23 protein-coding genes are annotated in these 26,371 nt (G+C 67.1%); 14 read left to right on the forward strand and 9 right to left on the reverse strand.

Annotation, left to right across the window (positions count from 1 at the left end; translation table 11 throughout):
• On the reverse strand, positions 1 to 265 hold a 265-nt coding region (locus tag BLR51_RS17700; RefSeq protein WP_131821841.1), incomplete at its 3' end, for a transposase.
• A gap of 103 nt (positions 266 to 368) precedes the next feature.
• On the opposite strand from BLR51_RS17700, the gene BLR51_RS17705 reads away from it, so the two are divergent.
• Together BLR51_RS17705 and BLR51_RS17710 are read left to right on the forward strand one after the other, a co-directional pair.
• On the forward strand, positions 369 to 3,764 hold the full coding sequence (locus BLR51_RS17705; protein WP_165616870.1) for a hybrid sensor histidine kinase/response regulator: 3,396 nt from the start codon (positions 369 to 371) through the stop codon (positions 3,762 to 3,764).
• 60 nt (positions 3,765 to 3,824) lie between these two features.
• Complete coding sequence (locus tag BLR51_RS17710) at positions 3,825 to 4,193, forward strand: response regulator (protein WP_089849483.1); 369 nt, start codon at positions 3,825 to 3,827, stop codon at positions 4,191 to 4,193.
• Between the two features lie 15 nt (positions 4,194 to 4,208).
• Here BLR51_RS17710 and BLR51_RS17715 read toward each other — a convergent pair whose 3' ends face one another.
• Positions 4,209 to 4,910: a LuxR C-terminal-related transcriptional regulator gene (locus tag BLR51_RS17715; protein ID WP_089849485.1), complete on the reverse strand. Its 702-nt coding sequence runs from the start codon at positions 4,908 to 4,910 to the stop codon at positions 4,209 to 4,211.
• A 269-nt stretch (positions 4,911 to 5,179) separates the two neighbouring features.
• Between BLR51_RS17715 and BLR51_RS17720 the strand changes: the two genes are divergently transcribed.
• The gene (locus BLR51_RS17720; protein ID WP_089849487.1) at positions 5,180 to 6,070 is read left to right on the forward strand and encodes an alpha/beta hydrolase; all 891 of its coding nucleotides are present in this window, start codon (positions 5,180 to 5,182) and stop codon (positions 6,068 to 6,070) included.
• 5 nt (positions 6,071 to 6,075) lie between these two features.
• Here the strand turns inward: BLR51_RS17720 and BLR51_RS17725 are convergent, their stop codons facing one another.
• The gene (locus BLR51_RS17725) at positions 6,076 to 7,080 is read right to left on the reverse strand and encodes a GlxA family transcriptional regulator (protein ID WP_089849660.1); all 1,005 of its coding nucleotides are present in this window, start codon (positions 7,078 to 7,080) and stop codon (positions 6,076 to 6,078) included.
• Positions 7,081 to 7,164: 84 nt separating this feature from the next.
• Between BLR51_RS17725 and bcoG the strand changes: the two genes are divergently transcribed.
• From bcoG to BLR51_RS17775, 10 genes are all read left to right on the forward strand, one after another.
• Positions 7,165 to 8,091, forward strand: coding sequence for a 3-dehydrocarnitine:acetyl-CoA trimethylamine transferase BcoG (gene bcoG / locus BLR51_RS17730; RefSeq protein ID WP_089849489.1), 927 nt, complete (start codon positions 7,165 to 7,167; stop codon positions 8,089 to 8,091).
• Positions 8,088 to 9,596 (forward strand): carnitine 3-dehydrogenase, encoded by a 1,509-nt coding sequence (locus tag BLR51_RS17735; RefSeq protein ID WP_089849491.1) that lies wholly within the window; start codon positions 8,088 to 8,090, stop codon positions 9,594 to 9,596. The genes bcoG and BLR51_RS17735 overlap by 4 nt, the downstream gene beginning before the upstream one ends.
• Positions 9,593 to 11,617: a CocE/NonD family hydrolase gene (locus BLR51_RS17740; protein WP_089849493.1), complete on the forward strand. Its 2,025-nt coding sequence runs from the start codon at positions 9,593 to 9,595 to the stop codon at positions 11,615 to 11,617. Before BLR51_RS17735 ends, BLR51_RS17740 begins: the two co-directional genes overlap by 4 nt.
• A 165-nt stretch (positions 11,618 to 11,782) precedes the next feature.
• A complete protein-coding gene (locus BLR51_RS17745) occupies positions 11,783 to 13,372 on the forward strand; it encodes an ABC transporter substrate-binding protein (RefSeq protein ID WP_089849495.1) in 1,590 nt (529 codons plus the stop codon).
• A gap of 10 nt (positions 13,373 to 13,382) precedes the next feature.
• Positions 13,383 to 14,345 (forward strand): ABC transporter permease, encoded by a 963-nt coding sequence (locus tag BLR51_RS17750; RefSeq protein WP_089849497.1) that lies wholly within the window; start codon positions 13,383 to 13,385, stop codon positions 14,343 to 14,345.
• Positions 14,342 to 15,157, forward strand: coding sequence for an ABC transporter permease (locus BLR51_RS17755; RefSeq protein WP_089849499.1), 816 nt, complete (start codon positions 14,342 to 14,344; stop codon positions 15,155 to 15,157). The genes BLR51_RS17750 and BLR51_RS17755 overlap by 4 nt, the downstream gene beginning before the upstream one ends.
• Complete coding sequence (locus tag BLR51_RS17760) at positions 15,154 to 16,794, forward strand: ABC transporter ATP-binding protein (protein WP_089849501.1); 1,641 nt, start codon at positions 15,154 to 15,156, stop codon at positions 16,792 to 16,794. The genes BLR51_RS17755 and BLR51_RS17760 overlap by 4 nt, the downstream gene beginning before the upstream one ends.
• A gap of 75 nt (positions 16,795 to 16,869) precedes the next feature.
• Entirely contained in the window at positions 16,870 to 18,651 is a 1,782-nt protein-coding gene (dsbD, locus tag BLR51_RS17765; protein ID WP_242656771.1) for a protein-disulfide reductase DsbD, read from the forward strand.
• Positions 18,648 to 19,463: a TlpA disulfide reductase family protein gene (locus tag BLR51_RS17770; RefSeq protein WP_089849503.1), complete on the forward strand. Its 816-nt coding sequence runs from the start codon at positions 18,648 to 18,650 to the stop codon at positions 19,461 to 19,463. The genes dsbD and BLR51_RS17770 overlap by 4 nt, the downstream gene beginning before the upstream one ends.
• Positions 19,464 to 19,525: 62 nt before the next feature.
• Positions 19,526 to 20,149, forward strand: coding sequence for a DsbA family protein (locus BLR51_RS17775; RefSeq protein WP_089849505.1), 624 nt, complete (start codon positions 19,526 to 19,528; stop codon positions 20,147 to 20,149).
• Positions 20,150 to 20,200: 51 nt separating this feature from the next.
• Here BLR51_RS17775 and BLR51_RS17780 read toward each other — a convergent pair whose 3' ends face one another.
• The 4 genes from BLR51_RS17780 to BLR51_RS17790 form a co-directional block, all read right to left on the reverse strand.
• A complete protein-coding gene (locus BLR51_RS17780; RefSeq protein ID WP_089849507.1) occupies positions 20,201 to 21,682 on the reverse strand; it encodes a phospholipase D-like domain-containing protein in 1,482 nt (493 codons plus the stop codon).
• A 317-nt stretch (positions 21,683 to 21,999) separates the two neighbouring features.
• Positions 22,000 to 22,086: a small membrane protein YohP gene (locus BLR51_RS28655; protein ID WP_446000284.1), complete on the reverse strand. Its 87-nt coding sequence runs from the start codon at positions 22,084 to 22,086 to the stop codon at positions 22,000 to 22,002.
• A gap of 1 nt (position 22,087) precedes the next feature.
• On the reverse strand, positions 22,088 to 22,264 hold the full coding sequence (locus BLR51_RS17785; protein WP_089849509.1) for a CsbD family protein: 177 nt from the start codon (positions 22,262 to 22,264) through the stop codon (positions 22,088 to 22,090).
• Between the two features lie 131 nt (positions 22,265 to 22,395).
• A complete protein-coding gene (locus tag BLR51_RS17790) occupies positions 22,396 to 23,508 on the reverse strand; it encodes an alanine racemase (RefSeq protein ID WP_089849511.1) in 1,113 nt (370 codons plus the stop codon).
• A gap of 93 nt (positions 23,509 to 23,601) precedes the next feature.
• On the opposite strand from BLR51_RS17790, the gene BLR51_RS17795 reads away from it, so the two are divergent.
• Complete coding sequence (locus BLR51_RS17795; RefSeq protein WP_089849513.1) at positions 23,602 to 24,501, forward strand: LysR family transcriptional regulator; 900 nt, start codon at positions 23,602 to 23,604, stop codon at positions 24,499 to 24,501.
• Positions 24,502 to 24,514: 13 nt separating this feature from the next.
• Here the strand turns inward: BLR51_RS17795 and BLR51_RS17800 are convergent, their stop codons facing one another.
• The gene (locus BLR51_RS17800) at positions 24,515 to 25,468 is read right to left on the reverse strand and encodes a DMT family transporter (protein WP_089849515.1); all 954 of its coding nucleotides are present in this window, start codon (positions 25,466 to 25,468) and stop codon (positions 24,515 to 24,517) included.
• A 108-nt stretch (positions 25,469 to 25,576) separates the two neighbouring features.
• A complete protein-coding gene (locus tag BLR51_RS17805) occupies positions 25,577 to 26,368 on the reverse strand; it encodes a siderophore-interacting protein (RefSeq protein ID WP_242656772.1) in 792 nt (263 codons plus the stop codon).
• Between the last annotated feature and the right edge of the window lie 3 nt (positions 26,369 to 26,371).

Raw genomic sequence — 26,371 nt, forward strand, 5'->3', positions numbered from 1 at the left:
TCTGGTTCAGGGTTTCCATGATGTCCTCCCACAGCCCTGCCAGTGTCCAGCGCCGGAACTGCCGGTAGACGCTGGACCATTTACCGAACTCTTCGGGAAGATCGCGCCACGGCGCTCCCGTGCGGGCGATCCAGAAAATCCCATCAAGAACAAGGCGGTGATTGGTCGGTTTGCGCCCGTTAGGCGCACGGACTGCCAGAATGAACCGTTCAAAGAACGCCCATTCTTCGTCCGACATAAGATTTCGTGCCAAGCTGGTCTCCATCGTAGACACCAGCTTGAATCATGCCTGTAGCACGATGTGAATCCCTTTTGTCAACACGGCCTATACGCATGAGCTGAAATCCGACAACCTTCGTCTGGAAGAATTGGCGACCAGACTTCGCACCACACAAAGGCTGCTGTCGACCGGAACATGGGATTACAGCATTCCTCGGGACCACATTCAGTGGTCCGACAGCGTCTATGACATGTACGATACGACGCCGGATAAATTCGGGCATGACTTCGAAGCCTATGCCGCGCTGATACATCCGGAAGACCGCGCAGAGTTGCGGGAAAAATTCACGGATTTCATGGCGTCTGAAGTTGCTCATCTTTCCTTTGTCCACCGCGTCCTGCATCCAGATGGAAAGATCGCGCATATCGCGGGTGACTCCGAAAAGGTGGAGACCCCGACGGGCGTCGTGCTTCGTGGAGTCGTTCGCGACGTCACCGAAAGTGTGGGAGCCGAAGCGGCCCTGTCCCAAGCCACCCGCATGCTGGAAATTGCTGGAAATCTGGCGAAATTCGGGGCGTGGCGTTATGATGTGAAGGCCGATCTTCTTGAATGGTCCCGTGAAACCGCCCGTATTCATGATGAAGCTGACGGGTTTTCACCATCTGTCATGGGAGCGATCTCCTATTTTACGCCGGAATATCGTGATCGTATCGCAGAACGTTTTCGAGCCTGTCTCGAACAGGGAGAGGCTTATGACGAAATCTGCGAAGTCATAGGCGCAAAAGAGCGCCATGTCTGGATCCGCACCACGGGCGAGGCTGAACGTGACGACAGCGGGCGCATTGTAGCGGTCCAAGGATCGTTTCAGGATGTCTCCGAACTCGTTCATACCCGCAAACGTGCCGAGAAATCAGAGAAGCTACTGGAAATCGCCGGGCAGGCGGTAAAACTCGGGGGATGGCGGATTTCCCTGCCGGATCAGGCCGTTTTCTGGACGGAGGGTGTTGCCGCCATTCTTGAACTTTCCGAGGACACAACACCAACGTTCACAGACTTCATTGGCTATTTCGCCCCGCATGATCGGGAAATGACCCGTGCCGCGTTTGACAGCTGCGCCCATGACGGCATTGCGTTCGATATCGTGCGTGATCTTGTGACAGTGCAAGGAAACCGCATCAGGGTTCGCTGCCTTGGCGAAGCAGTGCGGGACCAGTCCGGTAAGATCATTGCGCTGCAAGGCGCGATTCAGGACATCTCTGAACTGACTGCGGCGCAAAGACAGGTGGCAGAGCTGAGTTCCCGGCTTGCAGAGACTCTTGAAAATATCGGCGATGCCTTTTTCATGCTTGATGAGGAGTGGCGGTTTACCTACCTCAACAGCCGCGCGGAGATTTTTCTGAATAGGTCCCGTCAAGACCTGCTTGGGCAGTGCGTTTTTGATGAAATTCCTGATCTGATTAGACTTGATGCCAAACACCAATATGAGCACGCCTTCGACATTGGCGGCACCGTGCGGTTTGAACAGATCTTCCCGCCGCTAAACCGCACACTTCTTGTTACGGCGCATCCGACGCATAGCGGGCTGGCGGTCTACTTCACCGATATCACCGAAGAGCGACGTCGCAACGAGCAGCTCAGGCTGCTTGATGCCGCGGTTGCCCATATCAACGATATTGTCATCATCACAGGGACAGGCGACCCGGAGACTGGCGGTCAGCCCAAAATCGTCTACGTCAATGACGCGTTCGAGCGGATTACGGAATTCACACGTGAGGAGGCGATTGGCCAGACGCCCCAGATCCTGCATGGACCAAAGACCCAGGCCGCTGAGCTAAGCCGGATCCAGTCTGCGCTTGATACCTTTAGTCCTGTCCGAACGGAGCTTATCAACTACACCAAATCGGGCCGCGAATATTGGGCCGATATCGACATAATTCCAATCCCCGGCGAAAACGGCGTCTTCACTCATTTTGTCGCCATTGAGCGTGACGTCACCGAACGTCATCTGGCCGAAGAGGCGCTGCGGCTTTCCGAAGCACGGTTCCGCATGATTTCTCAGGCCAAGGGAAACGCGGTCTGGGAATGGAATCTGTCAGATGGCCATCAATGGTGGAGCCACGGCATGACCGAATTGTTTGGTCATCAGGTTTTGCCAGACGGCGCCCTGCTGGATGTCTGGGACGCCCATGTTCACCCGGAGGACAAGGCGCGCGTCACGCATTCTTTTGACCAGCTCATTTCGGGTCAATGTAATGAGATGCGGGATCGGTACCGTTTTCGCCGCGCGGACGGCAGCTGGGCGACGGTCGAAGACCGCGCCTTTGCGATCCGGAACGAAGACGGTCGGGCTGTCCGGATCCTTGGCAATATTTCTGATATTTCCGAACGGCTTGCCATGGAAGACCGCTTCCGGCAGTCGCAGAAGCTGGAGGCGGTCGGCCAGCTGACCGGGGGTATCGCCCATGATTTCAACAACCTTTTGACCATCATCATGGGCAATACGGAGCTTCTGCTTGAGAAGCTCGATGATGACAGCCCGCTGCGCCAATATGCTGACATGAGCGCAATGGCGGTTGACCGCGCGGTGGAATTGACCAGCCGCCTTCTGGCGTTTTCCCGGAAACAGGCGCTTCAGCCGAAGGTGTCCGATGTGAATGTCGTCATCGCGGGGCTGGAGGCGATGCTGCGCCGCACGCTTGGCGAAGACGTGGATATTCGGCTGATCCGCTCTGCGGATCTGTGGCAGACCGAGGTTGATCCGGCCCAGCTGGAAGGGGCGCTGCTGAACCTCGCCGTCAATGCCCGCTACGCGATGCCTGATGGCGGCTCTCTGCTGATCGAGACGAGCAATGTCTGTCTGGATGATGGCGACCCGATGCCGGACTCCGATCTGAACCCGGGCGACTATGTTGCAATTTCTGTGAGTGATAACGGCTGCGGCATTTGCAAGGATGATCTTGATCGGGTTTTTGAACCCTTTTTCACCACCAAACCTGTGGGGCAGGGCACCGGGCTTGGACTGAGCATGGTCTATGGCTTTGTCAAGCAGACGGGGGGCCATGTCCGCATCTATTCCGAGCCCGGCGAAGGCACCACGATCAGGATGTATTTCCCCATCTATTCCGGCAGCCGGGTGCAGGCGGCCCCTCGGGTCGCGTCGATGCCGACAGATCATGGCGATGAAACCATTCTGATCGTCGAGGATGATGATCTGATCCGACAGCAATTGTCGGTGCAGCTGTCGGATATGGGGTATGACGTTGTCGTGGCAACGGCAGGGGCTGCCGCGATGACGGCATTGCAGGAACGGCCCGATATTGATCTGCTGCTGACGGATGTTGTCCTGCCGGGCGGCATGAATGGGCGTCAGGTCGCGGATGCGGCGCAGCAGGTCAGGCCGGGGCTGCGGACTCTTTACACCTCCGGCTATCCGGAAAACGCGCTTGTCCATCATGGTCGGCTCGACCGGGGCGTGGAGCTGCTGAACAAGCCCTATCGGCGGTCGGATCTGTCCTCGAAAGTCCGCAAGGTGCTGGATGCCTGACGTGATCCGCCCTCATGTCTCTGATGTCCCTTTCTGCCGCCAACCTTCAGGGAGTGCGCTATGACCGCAGGCACTGAAATCCTTGTCGTCGAGGATGACGATTTTGTCCGAAGCTATATGGCGGAACTGCTGAGATCTGCCGGATATGGGATCACGCTGGCGGCAACCGGACAGGAGGCGATTTCCCGCCTTGAAGGCGGCGTCACCCCCCAGCTACTTGTCACGGATATCTGTCTGGCGGGGGGCATGGGGGGGATTGCGCTGGCAGAGACATCTCGCACGATCAGGCCGGATCTGAAGGTGCTGTATGTGTCGGGCTATACCGGGGATATCGACCTTCAGGGCCTTGGCGACGATACCGCTTTTCTGGCCAAGCCGTTCAGAAGGAAAGCCTGTCTTGATCTGGTGCAGAGCCTGCTGTCGGAATGACTGCGGGATATGGGATCAGCCCGGCGCCCGTGTCCTGCCCAAAAGCCTTGATCCAGATGTCGCCGCTTCCACCCGGTTGGAGGCGCGCAGGATGCGGAAGACCGCCGAAAGATGGAATTTGACCGTGCCCTCGCTCAGATCAAGCGCACGCGCGATCGCCTTGTTGGACATGCCATTGACCAGCATTTCCAGAACCTCGCGCTGGCGCGAGGTCAGATCATCCAGAGCCCCCATCGGCTCTGACGGCTGCGTCTCCGGTTCCGGGGGCGCAAACATCTCGTTTTCCGTAATCGGCAGGTCGGGCAGGAAGCTGGGAAGATAGACGGCACCGTCGCAGATGGCCTGCAATGCACGCGCAAGCTCCGAAACGCCAAGCCCCTTGCTGATATAGCCATGCAACCCGATGCTGAGCGCCATCAGGATATCGCTGCGCGCCTTTGATCCGGAAACGACCGCAACCCGCACCTCGGGGAAACAGTCCCGCACGGTGCGCAGATTCTGCCAGTTGTTCATGCCCGGCATATTCAGGTCGAACAGGGCAATCTCGACATCGCTGCGATTGGACAGCGCATCCACGGCGCCGTCAAAGGTTTCGGTTTCGATGACATCCGAAAAGCCCAGCCGGGCTGTCAGAAGGCTGCTGAGCGCGAGACGGAAAAACTCGTCATCGTCCGAAATCAGCGCAGCTTTCCTCAACCCCACATTCTTGACTTCCATGTTTGAGCCCACACTTTTTTGGCCAACAGAACCTGCCCATGTCGGACGCTGCGTGCCGCGGGTGCCTATTTTTTGGCTATCAGATGTAGCCCGGCAGGCAAATTGTTGCCAATCCCCGCAACGGCCTGTGTGTCCTTCTGAACACAGGTGCGGGATCTGTGCCCGGATCCGCAGGGACACTGCGCCGTCGACACTGGGCGCGAAGTCCTGTTTGCTGCGGGCCGGGGCGCGGCCAGACCGCCCCCTGACTTGCCGCGAAGGAACCGCCCATGCCACCCATGCCCACCGAACCCGAAATCCTCGACTTTATCGGGCAGGTCGCGCGGTTCTACCCCGATGATGCGGTTGCGGCACCCGTCACGCAGCAGCGGATCTGGTATGACGCGCTCTGCCGCGCCTTTGACCGGCCTTTGCCCGAAGGGCTGAACTGGCAAGACGGGACCGAGGCAGGCGTGCCCGTCCGGCGCTATCAGCCCGCGCAGATCCGGCATGACGCCACGGTGCTTTACCTGCATGGCGGCGGCTTCGTCGTGGGATCGCGCGACAGCCATCACGCGATCTGCGGCGAGATTGCCGCAGCGCTTGGCGTGGCGCTGATCGCGGTGGACTACCGGCTGGCGCCGGAGCATCGCTGGCCCGCCGCCTCGCAGGATGGTGCCGCTGTTCTGGACGCGCTGCTGCGGGCGGGGCGGCAGGTCGTGCTGGCGGGGGACAGCGCGGGTGGACAGCTGGCGGCGGGGCTGGCGCTGCAGCAGGATCCGGGGCGGCTGCGCGGTCTGGCGCTGGTCTATCCCGCGCTGGGGGGCGATCCGCACGGCGGCTCCTACAGCCAGATGGCAGAGGCGCCGGGCCTGAGCACGCAGGACGTGCTTTATTACCGCGACATCCTGCAGGCCCCGCCCGAGGATCCGGTGGCCCATCCGCTGCGGGCCAAGGATCTGTCCGGTCTGCCGCCCACATTTGTCTCGGCGGCGCGGTTCGATCCGCTGCGCGACGATGCTGCGGCCTTTGCGGCCCGGCTGATCGCGGCGGATGTCGCCTGCAGTTACCGCTGCGAGCCGCAGATGGTGCATGGCTGGCTGCGCGCCCGGCATATGAGCCCCGGCGCGAAGGCGGGTTTTGCCGCGCTGCTGCACGGGCTGGGCGGCCTGCTGGGCTGAGCCTGTCAGCGCGCGCCATTCCTGCGCCGCAGGGCCGAAGGCGCTTCGCCAAAACGGCTGCGAAAGGCGCGGCTGAGCGCGGATTGCGCGGCAAAGCCGCAGCGCAGCGCCACCTCTGACAGCGGCGCGCGGCTGTCGGCGACCAGCCGCCGCGCCGCCTGCAGCCGCAGTTCCAGCGCGTAATCCTTGGGGCTCATGCCGATTTCCCGCGCAAACAGCACCTGCAGGCGGCGCAGGGACAGGCCCACAGCGCATGCGGTGGCGCTGACCGGCTCCGGCATGTCCAGACGGTCTTCCATCCGGGCGATGGCGGCAGCCACGCGCGGATCGCCGCCGCTGGGGGCGCCTGCGGCGATGGCAAGGCGCTGGCTTTCGCTGGCGGGGCGGCGGCTGAGGATGAAGGTGCCCGCCACCTCCATTGCAAGCGCGGGACCGTGGCGCGCCTCGATCAGCGCCAGCATCAGATCCTGCGCCGGGCCCGCCCCCCCGGCAGAGGCCAGCCTGCCATCGATCACGTAGCGGTCGGCGACCAGATCGACCTCGGGATGGCGGGCGGCAAAATCCTCCAGATCCTCCCAGTGGGTGGTGGCGCGGCGGCCCTGCATCAGCCCCGCCGCCGCCAGAAGCCAGCTGCCGCTGTCCACCGCCACCAGCAGCCGTGCCCCCCGCGCCGCCCGGCGCAGTTCCGGCAGGATGCGCCCCCGCGCCATGTCGCGCGCGCCATAGCCCGCCAGCACGATCAGCACCTCGGGCGGGGGGCCGGACAGCGGATCGGCGCCAGCCGCCAGCGCCGCATCGACCGGCAGGCGCACCCCGCAGGTCAGCGGCACCGGCTGGCCGTCTTCGGACAGGATGCGCCAGCGATAGGCCTGCTGCCCCAGATGCCGGTTCGCCACCCGCATCGGATCCACCACCGATCCCAGCGTCAGCAGCGCGGCATTCGGCATGACCAGCAGCCCCACCTCCAGCGGGGCAGCGGACATGGGGGGCAGGGCGGCGTGGTTTGTCATGTATGCAGCGTATTGCGTCAAGCAAAGGCTGGCAAGCCACGTATCCTTCCGCGCTGAAGCCACCGAAACCCAAGGGAGATCCCGATGCCGCTTGCCCCGAACCGGGAGGTATTCATCACCTGTGCCGTCACAGGGTCCGGTGCGACGCAGGACCGCAGCCCGCATGTGCCCCGCTCGCCCGAGCAGATCGCGACCGCCGCGATCGAGGCGGCGCAGGCCGGGGCCGCCATCGTGCACTGCCATGTGCGCGACCCCGAAAGCGGTCGCCCCTCCCGCGATCCCGCGCTTTATCGCGAGGTGACGGAGCGCATCCGCGACAGCGCCACCGATGTGGTGCTGAACCTGACCGCAGGCATGGGCGGCGATCTGGTGCTGGGCGGCACCGAGACGCCGCTGCCGCTGCGGGCCGAAGGCACCGACATGGTCGGCGCCACCGAACGCATGGTGCATGTGGCCGACTGCCTGCCGGAGATCTGCACGCTGGACTGCGGCACGATGAACTTTGCCGAAGCCGATTACGTGATGACCAACACGCCCGGAATGCTGCGGGCGATGGGGGCGATGATGACCCGGCTGGGCGTCAAGCCAGAGATCGAGGCCTTTGACACCGGGCATCTGTGGTTCGCGCGCCAGCTTGTCGAGGAAGGCACGCTGGACGCGCCCGCTCTGGTGCAGCTGTGCATGGGGGTGCCGTGGGGGGCGCCCAATGACCTGAACACCTTTCTGGCCATGGTGAACAACGTGCCCGCCGACTGGCACTGGTCGGCCTTTTCGCTGGGGCGCAACCAGATGGATTACGTGGCAGCAGCGGTGCTGGCGGGCGGCAATGTCCGGGTGGGTCTGGAAGACAACCTGTGGCTGGCGCGCGGCCAGATGGCCACCAATGCCCAGCTGGTCGAACGGGCGGTGACCCTGATCGAAACGATGGGCGGCCATGTGGTAGGCCCCGCAGAGGTGCGCGCCCGGCTGGGCCTGACCAAACGCGCCCCCGCAGCAAGGTCCGCGGCATGACCGCGCCGCAGATCCAGAGCCCGCGCAAGGCGGCGATCATCGGCGGCGGCGTGATCGGCGGTGGCTGGGCCGCGCGCTTCCTGCTGAACGGCTGGGATGTGGCGGTTTTTGACCCCGATCCGCAGGCCGAACGCCGGGTGGGCGAGGTCATCGCCAATGCCCGCGCCGCCCTGCCTGCGCTCTCTGATACCGGCCTGCCGCCCGAAGGCAGGCTCAGCTTTGCCAGCACCCTCGCCGAGGCGGTGACCGGGGCCGACTATGTGCAGGAAAGCGTGTCGGAACGGCTCGACCTGAAACACCGGGTTCTGGCCGAGATTCAGGCGGCCAGCGACGCGCCCATCGGCTCCTCCACCTCCGGGTTCAAGCCGTCGGAACTGCAGCAGGGCGCACGCGCCCCGGGGCGGATCTTTGTCGCGCATCCGTTCAACCCGGTCTATCTGCTGCCGCTGGTGGAACTGGTGCCCTCTGCCGCGACCCCGCCCGATGAGGTGGCGCAGGTGCAGGCGCTGCTGCGGGACATCGGCATGTTCCCCCTGCTGGTCCGCAAGGAGATCGACGCCCATATCGGCGACCGTCTGCTGGAGGCGCTGTGGCGCGAGGCGCTGTGGCTGGTCCATGACGGCATCGCCACCACCGAAGAGATCGATGACGTGATCCGGTTCAGCTTCGGGCTCCGCTGGGCGCAGATGGGCCTGTTCGAGACCTACCGCATCGCCGGGGGCGAGGCCGGGATGCGGCATTTCATGGCCCAGTTCGGCCCGGCGCTGGCCTGGCCTTGGTCGAAGCTGACCGACACCCCGCCCTTCACCGAGGCGCTGGTGGACCGCATCGCCAGCCAGTCCGACGCGCAGTCGGGGCATCATTCGATCCGCGATCTGGAACGCATCCGCGATGACAACCTCGTGGCCTTCCTGCGCGCGCTGAAGGATCGCGACTGGGGCGCGGGGCGGATCCTGAACGCGCATGACCAGCTTCTGGCCGAAAGGGATGTGCAGAATGCGACACAACATGTCGCAAATGAGACAGAACTGGTGGTTCTTCCCAGCTGGATCGATTACAACGGCCACATGACGGAAAGCCGCTATCTTTTTGCCGGCTCGCAGACCGTGGACCAGTTTCTGGCCAGCATTGGCGCCGGGCTGGACTATGTGCGCGACGGGCACAGCTATTACACCGCCGAAACCCATCTGCGCCATCTGGCAGAGGCGCGGGCGGGCGACCGGATCACCGGGCGGGTGCAGGTGCTGGGCCATGACGACAAGCGGCTGCATCTGTGGATCTCGCTGGTCCGCCCCGGCCCGGACGGCGAGACAGAGATCGCGACGCTGGAACAGATGCTGCTGCATGTGGACATGGCGGCGGGCCGGACCTGTCCCGCCGGGGCGTCGGTGCTGGCGCAGCTGGCGGCCCGCGCCGCCTCCGATGCCGCCCGGCCCCGGCCAGCGGCGGCGGGCCGTCATGTGGGCGCGGGGCGCCCGCTGCCGCAGCCCGAGGGCGCCGCATGAAGACAGTGACGGAGTTTCCGCATCCGGTCGAAGACATCCCGCATCTGTGGATCCCGCTGCCCGACGGCACGCGGCTGGCCGCGCGGCTCTGGCGGCCCGAGGGTGCCGGGCCCGAGGCGCCAGTGCCCGCGATCCTTGAATACCTCCCCTATCGGCGCCGCGACGGCACGGCGGTGCGCGACCAGCTGACCCATCCCTATCTGGCGGGCCATGGCTATGCCTGCCTGCGGGTGGACATGCGCGGCAATGGCGACAGCGACGGCCTGATGACCGATGAATACACCCCGCAGGAACAGGCCGACGCGGTCGCGGTGATCGACTGGATCACCCGGCAGCCTTGGTGCAGCGGCGCCGTCGGCATGATGGGGATCAGCTGGGGCGGCTTCAACGCGCTGCAGGTGGCAGCCCTCGCCCCGCCCGCGCTGAAGGCCATCATCACGCTTTGTTCTACCGTCGACCGCTATGCCGATGACATCCATTACAAGGGCGGCTGCATGCTGGGGGAAAACCTTGGCTGGGCGGGAACGATGTGGTCCTTCTCCTCGCGCCCGCCCGATCCCGCGATCCGCGACGACTGGCGCGAGGTCTGGCTGCAGCGGCTGGAGCAGGAGCCCTTCCTTGCCCTGCCATGGATGCAGCACCAGCGCCGCGACGCCTACTGGAAACACGGCTCGGTTTGCGAGGATTTCAGCGCCATCCGCGCCGCCGTGCTGGCAGTGGGCGGCTGGGGCGACAGCTACAAGAACGCGGTGCCGCAGCTGGTCGCCAATATCGACGCGCCGGTGCGCGGCATCGTCGGGCCATGGATCCACAAATACCCGCATTTCGCCGCCCCCGAGCCGCGCATCGGCTTCCTGCAGGAGGCGCTGCGCTGGTGGGACCGGCATCTCAAGGGGCAGGATGCCGATGGCGCGGACGACCCCGCCTATGCCGCCTATCTGATCCATGGCGACCGTCCGGCGACATGGTATCGCCACCGCCCGGGGCACTGGATCACCGCCCCGGACTGGCCCGCGCCGGATCTGCGCCATGACCGGCTGGCGCTTGGCCTGACCCCGCAGGGCCATGGCACGCTGACCCCGGCGCAAGACGCCCCCGATGCCTTCGCCTGCCAGCTCAGCAGCCCCGAGGATTGCGGGCTCGACAGCGGCGAATTCTGCGCGATCTTCCTTGGCCCCGAAATGCCCGGCGACCAGCGCCGGGATGACGCGCTGTCGGCCTGTTTCGACACCGGACCGCTGCCGCAGACCGACATTTTCGGCGCCCCGGTGCTGCGGCTGCGGCTGAAAAGCGACCGCCCCGTCGCGCATGTGGCGGTGCGGCTCAACCACCTGCACCCCGATGGCGCCTCGACCCGGATCAGCTGGGGCGTGCTGAACCTCTGCCACCGCAACGGGCATGAGGCGCCCGAACCGCTGCTGCCCGGCGAGGAGGTGGAGGTGACGGTGCCGCTCGACCATATCGCGTGGCGCCTGCCCGAAGGGCACCGGCTGCGGGTCGCGGTCTCCAGCAGCTATTTCCCGATGATCTGGCCCTCGCCGGAACGGGTGACGCTGGTGCTGACCGGCGGCGAGCTTGACCTGCCATGCCATCCCGGCGGCGGCAGCGAAGACCAGATCACCTTCCCGGAGGCCGAAGCCGCAGAGCCCCTCGCGCTGGAGGTGCTGCGCCCCGAGGCGCATGTGCGCAGCACCGCCATCGACCGGCAGAGCGGGCTGGTCACGCTGGTGATCGAGGATGATTTTGGCGAGGCGCGCGACCCGGGGCATGGCCTGATTTCCGGATCGGTGCTGCGCGAACGCTGGCAGATCCATCCCGACGATCCGGGTTCTGCCCGCGCCGAAACGCACTGGACGCAGGTGGTGGCGCGGGACGGGCTGCGGCTGCGGACCGAGGCGCACACCGCGCTCTGGTCCGATGCCGGGCATTTTTACCTCAGCGGCCGTCTGGAAGCGTGGGAGAATGACCGCCTGATCCATGCCCGCGATGTCAGCCACAGCGTGCCGAGGGACCATCTGTGACAAAAACCGCGGCGCTGGCCATCAGCGGAGAAGGATCCGCGCTCCGGCAAGGACGCGGGCTCAAGCAGGAGATTGATTACGTCTGAAGACAATGCCTAACTGACCGCAATCAACAAGGTGTCCGGCCCATGAGCTGATGCACCACATATAACGGGGAAGCCGAAAATGAACAAAGAACTGAATTACCTCCTGTCGCGCACCGTGCAGGGCAGTCTCAGCCGCCGTCACTTTCTGGGCCGGGCGGCAGCGCTTGGCCTGACCTCCGCCGCCGCCAGCACCCTGCTGGCCACCGGCGTGCGCGCGCAGGGCCCGCAAAAGGGCGGCACGCTGAAGATCGGGATGCAGGGCGGCGGCTCCACCGACAGCCTTGATCCGGCGCTGGCCGCCAATCAGGTGACCTTCCAGCTGCTGCGGATGTTCGGCGAGCCGCTGGTAGAGCTTCACCCCTCCGGCGAAGGGCTGGAGATGCGTCTGGCCGAGGCGGTGGACAGCACCCCCGATGCCAAGGTCTGGACCTTCCGCATCCGCAAGGGCGTGACCTTCCATGACGGCACGCCGCTGACGCCGGAGGATGTGCTGGCCACGCTGCGCCGCCATTCCGACGAAAGCTCGCAATCCGGGGCGCTTGGCGTGATGACCGGGATCGAGGAGATGGCGGTGGATGGCGACAATGTCGTGGTCTCGCTGGCCACGCCCAATGCCGACCTGCCTTATCTGATGGCCGACTATCATCTGCTGATCCAGCCGAAGGGCGGCACCGAAGCGCCGGCGGCAGGGGTCGGCACCGGCGCCTATCGCGTCGTCAACTTCGAGCCGGGCGTGCGCGCCGTGTTCGAGAAGTTCCCCGATTACTGGGACGAAAGCCAAGGCCATTTCGATTCCGTCGAGATCCTCGTGGTCAACGACAACACCGCGCGCACCTCGGCGCTGCAGTCGGGGCAGGTGCATCTGATCAACCGCATCGACCCCAAGGTGGCAGGGCTGATGGGCCGCGCGCCCAATGTCCAGATCACCAACGTGTCGGGCCGCGGGCATTACGTGTTCATCATGCACTGCAACACCGCGCCCTTTGACAATGCCGATCTGCGCATGGCGCTGAAACTGGCGGTGGACCGGCAGGATCTGGTGGACAAGATCCTGATGGGCTACGGCTCTGTCGGCAACGATTTCCCGATCAACGCGGCCTATCCCTTCTTCGATGACAGCATTCCGCAGCGGGAATACGACCCCGAACAGGCGGCCTTCCATTACAAGAAGTCGGGTCATGACGGCTCTCCCATCATGATGAGCTGCTCTGACGTGGCCTTTGCCGGGGCCATGGATGCGGCGGCGCTGTTCCAGCAGTCGGCGCAGGCGGCGGGCATCCCGCTGCAGATCCAGCGCGAACCGGGCGATGGCTACTGGTCGGATGTCTGGAACGCCAAGCCGTTCTGCGCCTCTTACTGGGGCGGACGTCCGGTGCAGGACCAGATGTATTCCACCGCCTATTCCTCGACCGCGGACTGGAACGACACCCGCTTCGAGAATGCCGAATTCGACAGCCTGCTGGTCGAGGCGCGCGGCGAGCTGGACGAAACCCGCCGCCGCGAGATGTATTCGCGCATGGCCTATCTGGTGCGGGACGAAGGCGGGCTGATCCTGCCGATGTTCAACGACTTCATCTCGGCCAATGCCAGCGAACTGCAGGGCTGGATCGACGATCCGAACCAGGACCTGATGAACGGCTACGCCCCGCACAAGTGCTGGTTCGCCTGAGGCTGACCGGGTGCAGAACGGGTTTCTTCTGAAACTGGTGGTCCAGCGCATCGCGTTGGGCTGCCTGTTGTTGCTCGCGGCATCGGGGCTGATCTTTGTCGGCACCCAGATGCTGCCCGGCGACGTGGCGCAATCGATCCTGGGGCAGTCGGCGACGCCCCAGGCACTGGCCAACCTGCGGGCAGAGCTGGGGCTGGATCAGCCTCCGCTCACCCGCTATCTCGACTGGCTCGGAAACGCCCTGCAGGGCGATCTGGGCCACGCGCTCAGCAACGGGCAGGACATCGCGAGTTCCATCGCGGGCCGTCTGGGCAACACGCTGTTTCTGGCGGGAACCGCGGCGGCGATCGCCGTGCCGCTGGCGCTGGCCCTCGGGCTGCTGGCCGTGCGCTTTCAGGGGCGCTGGCCGGACCGGCTGATTTCCGGGGTGACGCTGGCCACCATTTCCGTGCCGGAATTCCTGCTGGGCTATCTCGCCATGTTCGCGCTGGCGGTGCAGTTCCGGGTGTTTCCCTCGGTCTCCTCCATCCATGACGGCATGAGCCTTGGCCAGCAGTTTCAGGCCATCGCCCTGCCGGTGCTGGTCATGGTTCTGGTGGTGCTGGGCCACATGATGCGGATGACGCGGGCCGCCATCCTCAACGTCATGCAATCCGCCTATATCGAGACGGCAGAGCTGAAGGGCCTGCGGCGCTTCACCATCATCGCGCGGCACGCGCTGCCGAATGCGGTGGCGCCCATCGTCAACGTCATCATGCTGAACCTCGCCTATCTCGTGGTGGGGGTCGTGGTGGTGGAAGTGGTGTTCGTCTATCCCGGCATGGGGCAGTATCTGGTCGATCACGTGGCCAAGCGCGACGTGCCGGTGGTGCAGGCCTGCGGGCTGATCTTTGCCGCCGTCTATATCGGGCTCAACATGATTGCCGATCTGGTGGCGATCCTTGCCAATCCGCGACTGAGGCACCCAAGATGAGCCGCATTCCTCTTTCGGCCCTGATCGGGCTTGTCATCACCGCGGCCTTTTTCGGCGCGGCGCTGCTGGCGCCGTGGATCGCCCCCTATGGCATGGCCGAGGTGGCGGGCGGCGTCTGGGATCCGTCCTCGCCCGAACACTGGCTGGGCACCGACAGCATCGGGCGCGACCTGCTGTCGCGCATGATCTGGGGCGGGCGCATCACGATCTTCGTGGCGCTGGCGGCAACGCTGGTGGCCTTTGCCACCGGGGTCTTCCTTGGCTTTCTGGCGGCGGTCTCGGGGGGCTGGGTGGATCAGGCGCTGTCGCGTCTGGTCGATCTGCTGATGTCCATTCCTGCGCTGATCATGGCGCTGGTCATCCTGTCGGTGATGCCGGTGACGCTGCCGGTGCTGATCGCGGTCATGGGCCTGATCGAGGCGACGCGGGTCTTCCGCCTGTCGCGGGCCGTGGCCGCCGATATCGAGGTCATGGATTACGTCGAGGCGGCGCGCCTGCGCGGCGAGGGCATGGTCTGGGTGATCTTCCGCGAAATCCTGCCCAATGCGCTGTCGCCGCTGGTGGCGGAGGCCGGGCTGCGGTTCATCTTCATGGTGCTCTTCATCTCTACGCTTTCGTTTCTCGGGCTTGGCGTGCAGCCGCCGCTGGCGGACTGGGGCGGCATCGTGCGCGAAAACAAGGACGGCATCGTCTATGGCGTGCCTGCCGCGCTGTTTCCCGCCGTGGCGGTCGCGGCGCTGGCCATCTCGGTCAATCTGGTCGCCGACTGGATCCTGACCCGAACCTCCAGCCTGAAGGGGGGCCGCGGATGAGCGCGCTTCTGGAAATCGACGATCTGCGGATCGAGGCCACCTCCTACCCGCCCGGGGAAAAGCCGCGCGACGTGACCATCGTCGACGGCGTGTCGCTGCGGCTGGAACGGGGCCGGGTCATGGGGCTGATCGGGGAATCCGGCGCGGGCAAGTCCACCATCGGCCTGTCGGCCATGGCCTACGGGCGCGGCGGCGTGCGGATCACCGGCGGGGCAGTGCGCCTCAACGGCACCGACATCCTGTCCGGCGGCGCGCGCGGGCTGCGGCGGCTGCGCGGCAAGGCGGTGACCTATGTGGCGCAGTCGGCGGCGGCGGCCTTCAACCCCGCGCGGCGGCTGATGGAGCAGGTGATCGAGACGACGCTGGCGCAGGGCATCCCCCGCAGCGAGGCCGAGGCCCGCGCCGTCACGCTGTTTGCCCGGCTGGGTCTGCCCGATCCCGACACCATCGGCAGCCGCTATCCGCATCAGGTGTCCGGCGGACAGCTGCAGCGGGTGATGACCGCCATGGCGCTGTGCCCCGGGCCGGAACTGGTGATCTTCGACGAACCCACCACCGCGCTGGACGTCACCACCCAGATCGAGGTTCTGGCCGCCATCAAGGAGGCGATCCGCGATACCGGGGTTGCGGCGCTTTACATCACCCATGATCTTGCGGTGGTGGCGCAGGTGGCCGATGACATCATGGTGCTGCGCCATGGCAAGATGGTGGAATGCGGCGCCACGGCGCAGATCATCGGCGCCCCGCGCGAAGACTACACCCGCGCGCTGGTTTCCGTCCGGCAGGTGACCCATCCCGAAAAATCCGCGGCGGCGGATCCGCTGCTGCGGATCGAGGCGGTGACAGCGCGCTATCGCGGGCTTGCCCTCGACGTGCTGAAGGACATCACGCTGGATCTGGCACCGGGGCGCACGCTGGCCGTGGTGGGGGAAAGCGGCTCTGGCAAGTCCACGCTGGCACGGGTGATCACCGGGCTGCTGCCGCCCGCCGCAGGCAGCGTCCGCTTTGACGGGCGCGACCTGTCACCCGCGCTGTCCGGGCGCAGCAAGAATGACCTGCGCGAATTGCAGATGATCTACCAGATGGCCGACACCGCGATGAACCCGCGCCAGACCGTCGCCACCATCATCGGGCGCCCGCTGGAATTCTATTTCGGCCTGCGCGGCGCCGAGCGGGACCGCCGCGTGGCGGAGCTGCTGGACGAGATCGAGCTGGGCAAGGGTTTTTCCGACCGCTACCCGGCGGAGCTGTCGGGCGGGCAGAAACAGCGCGTCTGCATCGCCCGGGCGCTGGCCGCCCGGCCCCGGCTGATCATCTGCGACGAGGTCACCTCGGCGCTGGATCCGCTGGTGGCGGATGGCATCCTGCGGCTGCTGCAGCGGCTGCAGCAGGAAGAGGGTGTGGCCTATCTGTTCATCACCCATGACATCGCCACGGTCCGCGCCATCGCCGACGAGATCGCGGTGATGCATCGCGGCAGGGTGGTGCGGCAGGGGCCCAAGGCGCAGGTGCTGTCGCCGCCCTTCGATGACTATACCGAGCTTCTGCTCGCCTCGGTGCCCGAGATGCGCGAGGGCTGGCTGGAAGAGGTCATCGCCACCCGCAAGGCGGCCACGCCAGAGGGCACGCGCGCCTGACGGGGCCCCCGGCGGCGCGCCGGGGGCTCCGATGCCCTAAGACCTGCTTAAGGTTTGCCCCGCATTCGGCGCAGCATGATGATGCTTCGCTCCTTCCGTGCCGCCATGGCGGCCCTTCTGATGCTCGGGGCCGCTTCGGCTTCGGCACAGGTCTCCTCCGATCCGCTTCCCGCCGAGGAAGCCTTCGCGCTGTCCGCCGACAGGGGGGAGGGGGGCCTTACGCTCTCATGGCAGATCGCGGAGGGATATTACCTTTATCGCGACCGTCTCGGCGCCACGGCGCCCGACGGCACCAGCCTGCCGCTGCAGACCCCGCCGGGCGAGATGAAGGACGATCCCAATTTCGGCGCGGTGGAGGTCTATCACGACGCGGTCACCGCCCGGATCCCCGCGCCGCAGGGGCCGGTCACCGTGACATGGCAGGGCTGCAAGGAGGACAGCATCTGCTACCCCCCGCAGACCCGCGTGATCGAGGTTGACGGCGCGGCGGCGGCCCCGCAGGCGCCCGGCAGCGGCGGCATCGCCGGGTTCCAGCCGGCAGAACGCGCGGCCCCGGCCAGCGGCACCCCCGCGCTGACGCTCGCCGACGAACCCGGCCTGCTGGACGGGCTGTCGGCGCGCGGCGGGGCGGCGCTTGTGGTGGCGGGGTTTCTTGGCCTTGGTCTGCTGCTGGCCTTTACCCCCTGCGTCTTTCCGATGTTTCCCATCGTCGCGGGCATGGTCATGGGGCAGCAGCAGGCCCCGACGCTGCGCCGGGGCCTGCTGCTGTCGGGCAGCTATGTGCTGGCCATGGCCACGGCCTTTGCCGGGCTTGGCGTCGTGGCGGCATGGTCGGGGCAGAACCTGCAGGTCGCGCTGCAATCCCCGGCAGCCATCGCGGTGGCGGCCTCGGTCTTCGTGCTGCTGGCCCTTTCGATGTTCGGCGTCTTCACCCTGCAAATGCCCCGCGCGCTGGCCGCACGGCTGGAACGGGTGGAGGGGCGGCGCGGCTCCGTCGGGGGTGCGGCACTGCTGGGATTCACCTCCGCGCTCATCGTCGGGCCCTGTGTCACGGCACCGCTGGCGGGCGCGCTGCTTTATATCGCGCAGACCGGGGATGTGGTGCTTGGCGCGGCGGCGCTCTTTGCGCTGGGTCTGGGGCAGGGCCTGCCGCTTCTGGCCATCGGCGCCTTCGGCCCGCGCGTGCTGCCCCGGTCCGGCCCGTGGATGGACGGCGCAAAATGGCTCTTTGGCGTGCTGTTCCTTGGTTTCGCGATCTGGCTCGCCGGGCGGGTGCTGCCCGGGCCGGTGACGCTGGCGCTGTGGTCGGCGCTGCTGATCGGCGCGGGCGTCATTCTGGCTCAGGCCCCGCGCGACGGCAGGGCGGCCCGGCTGGGCAGTGCCGCAGGCGTGATCCTGATCTTTGCCGGGGCGCTGCAGGGCGTGGGCGCGGCCATGGGCGGCGATGATCCGGCCCGCCCGCTTGCGCGTCTTGCCGGGGGTGTCCATGCTCCTGCCGAGGACGCCACCTTCGCCACGGTGCGCACGCAGGCCGCACTGGAGGCGGCCTTGACCGGAAGCGACGGCCCGGCGCTGGCCTATGTGACCGCCGACTGGTGCACCACCTGCCGCAGCATCGAACGCGGCCCGCTGGCCGATCCGCAGGTTCAGGCCGCGCTTGGCGGTCTTGCGCGGATCAAGGTCGACGTGACCGAGTTTGGCCCCGAAAGCCAGAGCCTGCTTGATCTTCTGGGCGCCGCCGGGCCGCCGACCATGGTGTTTCTGGACGCGACCGCAACAGAGGCGCCGGGCAGCCGGATCGTGGGTGATACCGACAGCGCCGCGATGCTGCGCTCGCTCCGGCTGGTGGCGCGATGACCGGGCTGCAGATCGGGCCCTTCGCCTTTGCCACAGACCGGCTTGCCTTCCTTGCAGGGGCGATGGTGTTCTTCCTTGTGATCCACCTGCTCGGCCGTCGTCAGTCCCGCCGCGCGCAGATCCGGGACTGGGCCCTGCCTGCCGCCGGGACATGGCTGCTGACGGCCCGGGCCGGATATGTGATCCAGCACTGGGAGGTGTTTTCGGCGCATCCCTTGGACATGCTGAAGCTGTGGCAGGGCGGCATCTCGGCAGGGGCCGGGTTTGCGGGGCTTGCCGCGATCGCGGCTCTGGCCGTGCTCCGGCAGCCGCGGGCCGTGGCACCGCTGCTCGGCGCGGCGCTTGCCGGGGGGCTGGCCAGCCAGATGGTGCTGCAGATGCCCCGCGACGATGACCGCCCCCGCCTGCCCTCCACCGCCTATGCCACGCTGCAGGGCGCGCCGGTCCGGCTGGACGACCGCAGCGGCCAGCCGCTTGTGCTCAACCTCTGGGCCAGCTGGTGCCCGCCCTGCCGCCGCGAGATGCCGATGATGATGGAGGTCGCGGAAACGCTGGAAGGGGCCGAGATGATCTTTGCCAATCAGGGCGAGACGCAGGCGCAGGTCGCCGGGTTCCTTGATACGCTGAACCTCGGCGCCGGGCCTGTCTCGCTTGACCCCACCTCCAGCCTGATGCGCCGTTTCAAGGCGCTTGGCCTGCCCGCAACGCTGTTTTTCGACGGCTCCGGCACCCTCACGGACATGCATTTCGGCGAGATTTCCCGCGCCGAACTGATGTCGCAGATCGCGACGCTTCGCGACACCGCCCCGTGACCCCATGGCGCGGGGCCCTTCCAGACTTCCAGACTTCCAGACTTCCAGACAGGAGAGTTACCATGACACTGACACGACGCAGCCTTCTCGCCAGCGGCGGCAGCCTGATCCTTGGCACCGGGGCGCTGGCGCTCTGGCCCGGGGCGGGGCAGGCGCAGGGCCTGACCGTCGATGCCGTGCTTTATGATCCCGATGCCCCGGTGCAGGGCAATCCCGAAGGGGACGTGACCGTGGTCGAATATTTCGACTACCAGTGCCCGTTCTGCAAACGCATGCATCCGATCCTCGAAGAGGTGGTGGCGGCAGACGGCAACGTGCGGCTGGTGATGAAGGACTGGCCGATCTTCGGCGCGCCCTCGGTTCTGGCCAGCCAGCTGGCGCTTGGCGCGGTGTCGCTTGGCGCCTATGAGGCGGTGAGCGCGGCGCTGATGGCGACGGAGGCCCGGCTGAGCCATGCCGAGGTCGAGGCCCGCGTGGCCGAGGCCGTCCCCGTGGCGGAGGCGATGCAGGCCTATCGCGCCGACCGCGACCGCTGGGATGCGCTGCTCGCGCGCAACGATGCGCAGGCCGTGGCGCTTGGCTTTCGCGGCACCCCCGCCTTTGCCATCGAGACCACGCTGTTCAGCGGCGCGCTGGACCGGCAGACGCTGGAGGAGGCCATCGCCGAGGCCCGCGCCAAGGCCTGATCGCCGCCGGGGCGGCCGCGTATCCTGCACAGGGCGCGCGGCCCGCCTGACCTAGTCCAGCAGCCGCGAGAGCAGGTCGCGCGGGCTCGTGCCCCGGGCCGGGCGTTCGGGGTCAAGCAGCTCGTTCTCGCTCAGCACCTCTTCTTCCACCTGCGTCAGTTCCGGCGGGGTGAACGGCACCAGCGTCCGCCCCGCACCGCGCAGCGCCTCGACCGCCGCGATCAGGCCGCCCTCGCGCTCCAGCGCCGCCGCAACCTCCTCCGCCGTCACGTCCAGATGTTCGGCCAGAAGATCGTTGCGCAGCCGGGTGATGCGGGATCGCAGCCCGGCATCTTCCGGCGCGTCCGCCCGCGCCTCCACGCTCATGTCGCATTCGGTGTCCATGCCCATCGAGCGGTTGTTGAGGTTCGACGACCCCACCCGCAGCAGCCGGTCATCCATCACCACGATCTTGGCATGCACATAGATCGGCGTGCCCTCCTGCGCGACCGGCGTGTAAAGCCGGAAGCGGCCATGCGCATCCGCCTTGCGGATCATATCCAGCAGCCGGGCGCGCGACGATCCCATGACCTCTTCTTCCAGCCAGCCATCCGATGTCTCGGGGTTGACGATGACAAATTCCGGGCCCTCCGGCTCGCGCAGCCGCGCCGCCATCGCCTCGGCGATCCGGCGGGAGGCGAAATACTGGCTTTCGATATAGACGCAGCGCTCTGCCGCCGCGATGACCGCCAGATACAGCGCCTCGATCTCATGCACCGCCGGGCGCCCGTCATAGGCGGGTGCTGTCCGCGAGATCGCGATCCTGACATCTTCGAATGTCGCGGGCAGACCGTCTGGCCAGCAGGAGGGCAGATCCGGCGGCGGCGGCTCCAGATCGTCGCCGGTGGCGCGCTTCCAGCGCTCGCGCGCCAGATCCCCCAGCGCGCGGGCCGCCTCGCCCTCCACCGCCATGGTGGCGTCGTGCCATGGGTCATAGGGCTTTCCGGTGGTCGGGGCCTTGCGCAGCGGATGCGCGTCCAGATGATCGCGCGTGTCCCACCGGCCGGTCGTGGTATCGATCCCGCCGCAGAAGGCCAGCCGGTCGTCGATCACCACGATCTTCTGGTGATGGGTCGCCCCCACCGGATGGGCGTGATCCAGCTTCAGGTTGATGCGGCGGCCCGCGATCCAATGCGCGATCCGGAACATCGTCGTGCCCCGCCCCAGCGCCTGAACCATGCCCATATCCCATTCAAGCATATAGATGTTCAGGTCGGGAGTCTGCCGCACCGTCCAGTTGAGGAAGGATCCAAGCCGCGTCGGCACGCGCTCTCCGTCCGCCTCGGGCAGCAGGGAAATCCGGGTGTCGAACTCCCAGCCGATCATGATGACGCTGTGACGCGCCTGCTGCAGCGCCGTATGCAGCGCCGCAAAATAGGGTTCCGCATCAACGATGACCGCCAGCCGGTCCGCCTGCGCGAACCGCCAGCAGGTTTCGCCCGGGCGCAGCACGGCGCGCTCCTCGGGCGGGGAAGCGGGATCAGTCTGATCCATCAGTCCGCACTGTCCAAAATATCTGCTCCAGAATATGCGCTTCTTCTTGGGAAAAATATCCCGGGGGAAGCCGCCGCAGGCGGCTGGGGGCAGAGCCCCCTTCCGGTCGTGCCAGCTTCCGCCGATCCCGTTGCCGGGCGATCCATTCTCGACCTCACGTCTTTTGCCGCCGCGCCTGACGTCAGATCGCCAGCGCCGTCCTGCCACGAACCTAGCATGACTTGCGCAAAATCCAGAGCCGCAGATCACCCGCCTGCACGGCAGGCCCTGCCGCCACGCGGATGGCCCGCCGTGGCGGCAAAGTTACAGGTTCGCGCTCAGAAGATCAGCGCGAACAGCCCGATCACCACGAGCAGGCCGATGATGAAGATGATGCCGACGGCACCGCCAAGAAACTTGAACATGTCACTTCTTCCCGCTTACCGCGTCTTTGGCCTTGCCAAAGGCCTGCTGCGCCTTGCCTTCGGCCTGATCGGCCTTGCCGCTCCGTTCGGTGTCCTTGTCGCCGGTGGCCTTGCCCAATGTCTCCTTCGCGGAGCCCTTGAGATCCTTGGCCTTGCCTTTGTCCTGATCGTTGCTCATGGGGTGGTCCTTTCGGTTGCCTTCCCCATACAACCGCCCGGACCGCGATCTGTTCCAGGACGCGGCCCTGACCAGAGGTCACGCCCGCCCGGGCAGATCCGGGAGACGGGGCAGGGGCGCGGGGGCCGGTCTCACCAACCGCCGAAACGCGGCCAGACGCGCAGCGCCTCCGGTCCCTCCGCCAGAACGTGATAGCACGGGTGCTGGGCCGCCGTCGCGCAGGCATGGTTGGGCAGGATGCGCAGCCGCGTGCCCAAGGCAAGATCGGGCATCACCCCCGCCGCGCCCGGGCGCAGCGCCACGATGCCATGCTCCTGATTGGTGCTGGCCACGATCAGATCCGGCAGCACCCGCCCTTCGGCATCGCAGACCAGCCCATAGCCCTGATCGACCGCCTGCGCCGCAGTGCCCCGGTCGCGCGACAGCGCCATCCAGCCCGCGTCGATCATCACCCAGCCCTTGGCCTTCTGATGGCCGATCACCGTGGTCAGCACGCTGAGCGCGATATCCTCCACCGCGCAGACCTCGATCCCCGCCATCACCAGATCGAAGAACATATAGACGCCCGCGCGCATTTCGGTGACCCCCGCAAGATCGCGCGCGGCATGGGCGGTGGGGGTGGACCCGACACTGACCACCGGGCAGGGCAGGCCCGCCCCGCGCAGCACGCCTGCGGCGGCAACGGCGGCGGCACGCTCGGTTTCGGCAAAGGCGCTGTGCGCCGCCTCTCCGCGCACGCCGTAGCTTTCGCCCGCATGGGTCATCACCCCGCGCAGCCGGGTGCCCAGCAGATGCCCGACCTCCAGCAAGGCCGGATCCCCCGGCGCAAGCCCGCCGCGATGGCCGTCGCTGTCGATCTCGATCAGCGCGGGCACGCCCGCCGCGGCCACGGCCCGCGCCTGTCCGGCACTGTCGAGGATCACCGTCACGTCGCAGCCCTTGGCCGCAAGCGCCTGCACGCGCGGCAGCTTGTCCGGGGCGATGCCCACAGCATAAAGGATGTCGCGATAGCCCGCGCCGTGAAACGCCTCCGCCTCGGCAAGGGTGGAGACGGTGATCGGGCCGAAGGCGCCGCCGGTCACCCGATGCGCGATCTCAAAGGATTTGGCGGTCTTCATATGCGGGCGCAGGGCAACGCCAAGCCCGTCCATGCGCCCCGCAAGCCGCGCGATGTTGCGCATCATGCGCCCCTCGTCAAGCAGCAGGGCCGGGGTGGTCAGGTCACGCAAGGTGGCGTCGGTCATGGGGTCTCTCCTCGTGGCACGCGCCCGGTCTAGCACGGCCCCGCCTTCAGTGCCCATTCACCCTTGGGCAATCCTGGATTAAGCTCAGGCTTAATGTTCGACCTCGCCGATCTGCGCTTTCTTGTCAGCCTTGCCGGCGCGTCCAGCCTTGCCGGGGCGGCGCGCGGGCTGAACGTGTCCCCGCCCGCCGTGTCGCAGCGTCTGGCCCAGATCGAGGCGCGGCTGCATCTGCGGCTGGTCGATCGCGGGCGCGGCCCGCTGCGCCTGACGGCGGAGGGCGCGCATCTGGTGGCGCGCGCCCGCGAGATCCTCGCCGAGCTCGAGACGCTGTCAGACGAGATGACCGCGCGCGCGGGCCGGATCGAAGGGCCGCTCAACGTCATCGCGCCCTTCGGCTACGGGCGCCTGCATGTCGCGCCGGTGCTGATGCGCTTTGCGGCGGAACATCCCGCCCTGCGCTGCGACCTGAGGCTCAGCGAGGATCCCTTGGGCGCGATGCGGACCGGTCTCTGGGACGTGCTGGTGCATGTCGGACGGCTGCCCGATCTGGGGATCATCCAGCGGGTGCTGGCGCCGAACCGGCGCTTTCTGGTGGCGGCCCCCGGCTATCTGGACCGGCACGGCAGGCCGGAGCAGCCGGAGGAGATCGCGGCGCATCGGGTTGGCGTGATCCGCGAGGACCGCGCGGATGCAAGCCTGTGGCGGCTGACACGCAGCGACGGGCGCGAAACCCGGCTGCGCCTCCGCCCCGCCTTTGCCTGCAACGATGGCGAGGTGCTGCGGATCTGGGCGCTGGAGGGGCATGGCGTCATCGAACGCTCGGAATGGAGCGTGGCACCCGATCTTCAGGCGGGCCGCCTGATCCGCCTGCTGCCGGACTGGGCGCTGCCCGATGCCGATGTCGTGGCGCTGCTCAATCCCCGCGCCGTCCGCGCCACCCGCATCGACGCCTTTCTTGACCGGCTGGCCCGCGACTGCGGGCCGGGCGCCTAGCGGCGGATCGGGGTCAGAGCGGCGGGCTGGCCGGACCCTGCGGGCGGCGATGCGCCAGCTGTTCGCGATGGATGAGATAAAGCCCCGAAGCCACGATCAGCGCGATCCCCGCCCAGACCATGGGGGCCGGGAAATCCCCGAAGACCAGCCAGCCCAGCAGGGTGGCCGAGGCAAGCTCCACATATCCCAGCGGCGCGATCAGGGCCGAAGGCGCCAGCCGCAGCGCATAGGTCAGGAAGATATGCGCCAGAGTCGCCGCCATCCCCATGCCGCCCAGATAAAGCCATGCCGCACCTTCCGGCCAGACCGCGCCACCGCCCAGACTGTCGGGCAGGATCCACAGGAAGGGCAGGCCGATCACCACGGCGGCCATGGCCGTGGTGGCCTGCTGCGCCACCGGAGCAAGGCTGCGCAGCTGGCGCGTGACCAGCATGTATCCGGCAAAGGACACCGCCGTGACCAGCGGCAGCACGGCGGCGATGCCATAGGTGGCAAGGCCGGGCTGCACCACCAGCAGCGCCCCGGCAAACCCCACGACAGAGGCAAGGATGCGCCGCGGCCCCACGCTTTCCGACAGCAGCGCCCAGCCCAGAAACATCAGGATGAAGGGCTCGATCTGCGCGATGGCCAGCGCATCGGCGATCGGCATGCGCACCATGGCGCCGACAAAGCCGATGGTGGCGATCAGCGACAGCGCCGCGCGGGCCACGGTCAGCAGCAGTTCGCGCCGCGTCAGGCGCAGGCGGATGCGCAGCACCAGCGCCAGAGCCAGCATCAGCACGCCCTGCACCACAAAGCGCGCCACGGTGATTTCCGCCACGGGCAGGCTGCGCGTCGCAAGCTTGGAGCCGACGTCGATCAGCGGCGCCGTGGCGCAGAAGCCCAGCATCAGCAGCGCCCCCAGCAGGGGGCGGTCAGGCTGGGGCGCGGCCAAAGGCGCCGCGAGAGGAGCGGTTTGCGGTTTCATGCCCAGCCCATGCGAGGCGCGGAGCGATTTGGCAAGAGGGCTCCGCGCGGGACAGCGCCGCAGGCCGCGATTTTCCTGACCGTCCCACGGCGGAGCCGCGCGGGGCGGTCAGGCGGCGGTCCAGTAGGCGGCGGAGACGAACTCCGCCTTGCCCAGACCCTGCCGGGGCAGCCATGCCCGGGCCTGAACGGCCTGCGCCTGTTCTCCGGCAAAGACCACGTAGCGGTCGGCATCGGGCCATGCCAGCGTGGCAAGCCGGTCAAGCGGGCTGTCCCCGCTCTGGCCCCGCAGCACCCAGTCCAGCCTGACCCCCGGCGGATGGGGGATGTCCTGCCGGTCGGCAGGCTCTGGCACGAACAGCACCGCATGGCCGCGCGTGGCCGGGGGCAGGGCGGCAAGGATCCGCGCCATCACCGGCAGGGCGGTTTCGTCCCCCACCAGCCCGACCCAGCCGCGCGCGGGCGGCAGGCCGCCACCGCCGGGGCCGGTCAGCGCCACCTCCGCGCCGGGGGTCAGGCGGTCGCACCATGCGGTGATCCGCCCGCCGTCATGGCGGAACACGTCAAAGCTCAGCTCTGCCCCGGCTCCGGTTTCGGTCCCGGTGAGGCTGCGGCAGGTATAGACCGGGCGGTGCCACGCCTTGGCGCCGCCCGGCCAGTGCAGCGCACCGCCCGCCCCGGCCTGCGGCCAGCCCGCACCTTCGGGGCCGAGCAGCAGGCGGAAATGCAGCCCGCCGCTGGCGAAGCGCGCCAGATCCGGCCCTGCCACCGTCACGCGGCTGTAGCTGGGCGACAGGCGCGTGACCGAGACCACCCGCGCGCGCGACAGGTTGCCCGGGCACGGCGCGGTCAGATCCTGCGGCGGCACGGGGGCGGCTTCGGGAAAGGTGGCGCGGAACATGGA

Source organism: Salipiger marinus (genome assembly GCF_900100085.1).
In the GTDB taxonomy this organism is placed as follows: Bacteria; Pseudomonadota; Alphaproteobacteria; order Rhodobacterales; family Rhodobacteraceae; genus Salipiger; species Salipiger marinus.

What these genes read in the sequence shown, in the direction of transcription:
- BLR51_RS17760 (WP_089849501.1), top strand. Translation starts at nt 15,154, where the DNA reads ATGAGCGCGCTTCTGGAAATCGACGATCTGCGGATCGAGGCCACCTCC.
- BLR51_RS17755 (WP_089849499.1), top strand. Translation starts at nt 14,342, where the DNA reads ATGAGCCGCATTCCTCTTTCGGCCCTGATCGGGCTTGTCATCACCGCG.
- BLR51_RS17715 (WP_089849485.1), bottom strand. Translation starts at nt 4,910, where the DNA reads ATGGAAGTCAAGAATGTGGGGTTGAGGAAAGCTGCGCTGATTTCGGAC.
- BLR51_RS17790 (WP_089849511.1), bottom strand. Translation starts at nt 23,508, where the DNA reads ATGACCGACGCCACCTTGCGTGACCTGACCACCCCGGCCCTGCTGCTT.
- BLR51_RS17725 (WP_089849660.1), bottom strand. Translation starts at nt 7,080, where the DNA reads ATGACAAACCACGCCGCCCTGCCCCCCATGTCCGCTGCCCCGCTGGAG.
- BLR51_RS17710 (WP_089849483.1), top strand. Translation starts at nt 3,825, where the DNA reads ATGACCGCAGGCACTGAAATCCTTGTCGTCGAGGATGACGATTTTGTC.
- BLR51_RS17800 (WP_089849515.1), bottom strand. Translation starts at nt 25,468, where the DNA reads ATGAAACCGCAAACCGCTCCTCTCGCGGCGCCTTTGGCCGCGCCCCAG.
- BLR51_RS17785 (WP_089849509.1), bottom strand. Translation starts at nt 22,264, where the DNA reads ATGAGCAACGATCAGGACAAAGGCAAGGCCAAGGATCTCAAGGGCTCC.
- BLR51_RS17720 (WP_089849487.1), top strand. Translation starts at nt 5,180, where the DNA reads ATGCCACCCATGCCCACCGAACCCGAAATCCTCGACTTTATCGGGCAG.
- BLR51_RS17740 (WP_089849493.1), top strand. Translation starts at nt 9,593, where the DNA reads ATGAAGACAGTGACGGAGTTTCCGCATCCGGTCGAAGACATCCCGCAT.
- BLR51_RS17745 (WP_089849495.1), top strand. Translation starts at nt 11,783, where the DNA reads ATGAACAAAGAACTGAATTACCTCCTGTCGCGCACCGTGCAGGGCAGT.
- BLR51_RS17780 (WP_089849507.1), bottom strand. Translation starts at nt 21,682, where the DNA reads ATGGATCAGACTGATCCCGCTTCCCCGCCCGAGGAGCGCGCCGTGCTG.
- BLR51_RS17775 (WP_089849505.1), top strand. Translation starts at nt 19,526, where the DNA reads ATGACACTGACACGACGCAGCCTTCTCGCCAGCGGCGGCAGCCTGATC.
- BLR51_RS17805 (WP_242656772.1), bottom strand. Translation starts at nt 26,368, where the DNA reads ATGTTCCGCGCCACCTTTCCCGAAGCCGCCCCCGTGCCGCCGCAGGAT.
- BLR51_RS17735 (WP_089849491.1), top strand. Translation starts at nt 8,088, where the DNA reads ATGACCGCGCCGCAGATCCAGAGCCCGCGCAAGGCGGCGATCATCGGC.
- BLR51_RS17770 (WP_089849503.1), top strand. Translation starts at nt 18,648, where the DNA reads ATGACCGGGCTGCAGATCGGGCCCTTCGCCTTTGCCACAGACCGGCTT.
- BLR51_RS28655 (WP_446000284.1), bottom strand. Translation starts at nt 22,086, where the DNA reads ATGTTCAAGTTTCTTGGCGGTGCCGTCGGCATCATCTTCATCATCGGC.
- bcoG (WP_089849489.1), top strand. Translation starts at nt 7,165, where the DNA reads ATGCCGCTTGCCCCGAACCGGGAGGTATTCATCACCTGTGCCGTCACA.
- BLR51_RS17795 (WP_089849513.1), top strand. Translation starts at nt 23,602, where the DNA reads ATGTTCGACCTCGCCGATCTGCGCTTTCTTGTCAGCCTTGCCGGCGCG.
- dsbD (WP_242656771.1), top strand. Translation starts at nt 16,870, where the DNA reads ATGATGATGCTTCGCTCCTTCCGTGCCGCCATGGCGGCCCTTCTGATG.